Source organism: Gammaproteobacteria bacterium, from assembly GCA_013696315.1.
GTDB lineage: Bacteria > Pseudomonadota > Gammaproteobacteria > JACCYU01 > JACCYU01 > JACCYU01.
In genome coordinates this window covers 1-3269 of the sequence record JACCYU010000231.1, presented here as the reverse complement: position 1 = coordinate 3269, position 3269 = coordinate 1, and the positions used below count along the sequence as shown (strand labels likewise).

At 59.7% G+C, this 3269-nt stretch carries 6 protein-coding genes; 3 read left to right on the top strand and 3 right to left on the bottom strand.

Features of this window, described 5'->3' with window-relative positions:
- Positions 1 to 156 precede the first annotated feature (156 nt).
- Both H0V34_13605 and lexA read right to left on the bottom strand, forming a co-directional pair.
- Positions 157 to 555 (bottom strand): hypothetical protein, encoded by a 399-nt coding sequence (locus H0V34_13605; GenBank protein ID MBA2492679.1) that lies wholly within the window; start codon positions 553 to 555, stop codon positions 157 to 159.
- A 37-nt stretch (positions 556 to 592) separates the two neighbouring features.
- On the bottom strand, positions 593 to 1198 hold the full coding sequence (gene lexA / locus H0V34_13600; protein ID MBA2492678.1) for a repressor LexA: 606 nt from the start codon (positions 1196 to 1198) through the stop codon (positions 593 to 595).
- 287 nt (positions 1199 to 1485) lie between these two features.
- On the opposite strand from lexA, the gene H0V34_13595 reads away from it, so the two are divergent.
- From H0V34_13595 to H0V34_13585, 3 genes are all read left to right on the top strand, one after another.
- Positions 1486 to 2034: a formaldehyde-activating enzyme gene (locus tag H0V34_13595; protein MBA2492677.1), complete on the top strand. Its 549-nt coding sequence runs from the start codon at positions 1486 to 1488 to the stop codon at positions 2032 to 2034.
- 119 nt (positions 2035 to 2153) lie between these two features.
- The gene (locus H0V34_13590; GenBank protein ID MBA2492676.1) at positions 2154 to 2486 is read left to right on the top strand and encodes a YnfA family protein; all 333 of its coding nucleotides are present in this window, start codon (positions 2154 to 2156) and stop codon (positions 2484 to 2486) included.
- Positions 2487 to 2539: 53 nt separating this feature from the next.
- Positions 2540 to 2977, top strand: a complete 438-nt coding sequence (locus H0V34_13585) for a DUF3465 domain-containing protein (GenBank protein ID MBA2492675.1) — start codon at positions 2540 to 2542, stop codon at positions 2975 to 2977.
- A gap of 37 nt (positions 2978 to 3014) precedes the next feature.
- Here H0V34_13585 and H0V34_13580 read toward each other — a convergent pair.
- The coding region (locus H0V34_13580; GenBank protein MBA2492674.1) for a TonB-dependent receptor at positions 3015 to 3269 on the bottom strand (255 nt) is incomplete at its 5' end.

The window sequence follows — 3269 nt, the reverse complement described above, 5'->3', positions numbered from 1 at the left end:
TCAGTCAGGGCGCCAGCCGGCCATCCACCCCCCGGCAACGCCGCGTCTAACGCGGCAAAGCCGGTCTCGATGTCTGATGCCTCGTAGGCATTGCGTACTTCGGCCAGTAACTCAACAAGCGTACTCTTCATGTATATCCTGCATGCCCAACGCGACTCAGGAAGCCCGGCCTTGTCCATTCGTTGAGAATGGGCGGTCGGCGAAACGCGGGCGCGTCGTGAGCGGCAGTTTGCCCAGTTTCTCCAGTCGCGCCTGAACCGCGCCTTCCGTGCGATTGTGTTGCTGCGCCAACTCTTTGGTCGACATGGCTGCGTCGAAGCGCTCGACCAGAAGCTTGTCTTCTTCATCGTTCCAGGCTTTGCCGGCGTTGCCCGGCAGGCGATGCTCGCGCCGCTGCTTTTCTTCGGCGCGCTCCAGCGCCTTCACCGCCTCGTACAGCGAACGTATGACTCGCGGATGTTGATAAGGACTGTCATCCGGAAATACTTCTCCGGTGATGGGATCGGTTCCATCCGCCAGGGAGCGGACGGTTTGCAACGCTTGCGAGATATCCATTTCATGTCCTCCATGTCAGGATGATTGACACCCTTGCTTAAAGATTGCGGTTACGAATCACGCCCACGCCCAGCCCTTCAATGACAAGCGCGGTGTGGCGCAGGTCGATCTCGATTGGCTCGAACTCGGGGTTCGCCGCTTCTAACCGGGCCTTGCGGCCGGCGAGGCGCAGGCGCTTGACGGTCACCTCGTCGTCCAGGCGCGCGACCACGATCTGTCCCGATCTCGCCTCTGCGATCTTGTGCACCGCCAGCAGATCGCCATCCAGAATGCCGGCGTCGCGCATGCTCGTGCCTTTGACGCGCAGCAGGTAATCGGCTTTGGGTTTAAACAGCGCGCGATCCAGCCGGCAATAAGACTCGATGTGCTGCTCGGCCAGGATCGGACTGCCCGCAGCGACCCGGCCGACAATCGGCAGCCCATGATCTTTGTTTTCAATGAGGCGAATGCCGCGTGAGGCCGACGGAATCAGTTCGATGGCGCCCTTGCGCGCCAGCGCCTTCAAATGGTCGCGAATGCCGTTGGTCGAGCTTACCCTCATGCCGGCCGCGATCTCGGCCACGGTCGGCGGCATGCCGCGGGTCGCAATTTCATCGCGTATGAATTCCAGGACTTCAGTCTGTCGTGCGGTGAGTGAGTTCATGCCGCTTATGCGAATACTGATCTTATAAGCAGTATAAGTTCTCGCCATCGCCGCTGACAAGCCCGCGCAGCTTATCTCTGTGAAAGGAAAATACCTGGTACCGCACCTGCAACGGTGGGTCTCGGTATCACCTGCATTCCGACGCAGGCTGGCTGTACCTAGCAGCGGTGCAACGTCGAACACCCTTCGTAGAACGGCGAGCTTGAAGGATTCTCACCCGTGCTCGCACCCTCCGCGCATTGCATGCTAGGCTCCGCGCTTATTGTTTTAATCAGAGGAAAACTTTAATGAGCGAAAGAATCGTATTCCGGTCCGGCGAGTCACTGGTTGGGGGCGGACCGCCTGGCACCGCGGCGGAACCTGAAGTTGTCATCGGCGAACTGGACGGGCCAGTAGGCACGGCGCTCGCGACCTTGACGGGCGATCAGGTGAAAGGACACAGCCGCGTGTTCGCCATTTTGAATACGGACATTCAGGTGCGCCCCGTCACGTTGTGCGTGAGCAAGGTAACGGTCACCAACAGCAAATACACCGGCATCCTCATGGGCACGGTGCAGGCGGCCATCGCCAACGGCGTGCTGGACGCGGTGCGCGCGGGCGACATCCCCAAAGACAAGGTCAACGATCTAGGCATCATCTGTTCGGTGTGGCTGAATCCGTCCGTGGTGGAGGACAAGAACCTCGATCACAAGGTGCTGTTCGACATTCACCGCAAGGCCATGGCGCAGGCCATTCACAAGGCCATGCGCAACGAGCCCAGCATCGACTGGCTGCTGGAAAACCAGGACAAGATTACTCACAAGTATTATCAGATGGGGCTAGACGGCAAGCTATAAGCTCACCAGCGGTCACGATAGCGGCCGGCATATTCCTCGGCACTGGCCGCGTTAGTCGACCGAAGAGTGAACGTGCCCAACGGCGATCCGGCTTCCGCATCCAGCGCCGCAGGTTCCGCATGGAAATCCTGAAAACGCTCGGCCTGTTCATCCTCACCGCGATCGCGGAAATCGTCGGTTGTTACCTGCCTTATCTATGGCTCAGGCAAGGGCGTGCCGCGTGGCTGCTGTTGCCGGCGTTTTTAAGCCTGGCCGCGTTCGCGTGGTTGCTCTCGCTGCATCCGCAAGCGGCGGGCCGCGTTTACGCTGCCTATGGGGGCGTTTACATCGGCGTAGCGCTGGCCTGGCTGTGGGCCGTGGATGCCGTGCGGCCTACTTTCACGGACTGGCTAGGCGTGGGTCTCTGCTGGCTCGGCATGGCGGTCATCATGTTCGGGCCGCGTTATGTTTAGCAATGCACGCGCGGCCGCGGCCGCTGTCGATTCAATTTTGAACAACGCGTGAAATGAAGAAATTTCTCCTCGTCGTCGCCATCGCCGCCGCAACCACCGTGGGGTTTCTGCAGAGCGGAGTATTGCCGCAGTACGAAGCGGTCGCGCCCGCCTCAAACAGCGATCAGGCATTCGCCGACGCTCTCGAAAATCACAGCAGCGGTTTACAGATCGAAGGCCACGGCATCGTTACCAGAATACTTTCCGATGATCTGGACGGCAGCCGCCATCAGCGTTTCATCGTCGAGCTGGGCTCGGGACAATCCTTGCTGGTGGTGCACAATATCGATCTCGCGCCAAGAGTCGCCGCACTGAAGGAAGGCGATGAGGTGACGTTCTATGGTGAATACGAATGGACCTCGCAAGGCGGCTTGATTCACTGGACGCATCACGATCCGGACGCCAGTCACGCCGATGGATGGATCGAACACGACGGGGAGACGTATCAGTAACAGGCTAGCGGCGTCAACTGATCGCTTGCGTGACGGATCAGAAAAGCCAGGTCGCGTACAGCCGCGCGGTGATCGGTTCCACGGGATGGAAGTGTTCGTCTTCGATACCCGCGGCTGGTTCGCCGGCCAGGCGCAAGGCGTAGATATAGGTGATGTCGTAGTCCTGCGAATCCAGCAGATTCAACACGTCAAGCTCCACCGTAAATCGATCCGTAAATCGATAACCCGCTTTCAGGTTCACCAGACTCGTCGAATCGGACTCCTCGCTGCCGTCCTCGATCAGCGGCCGCGG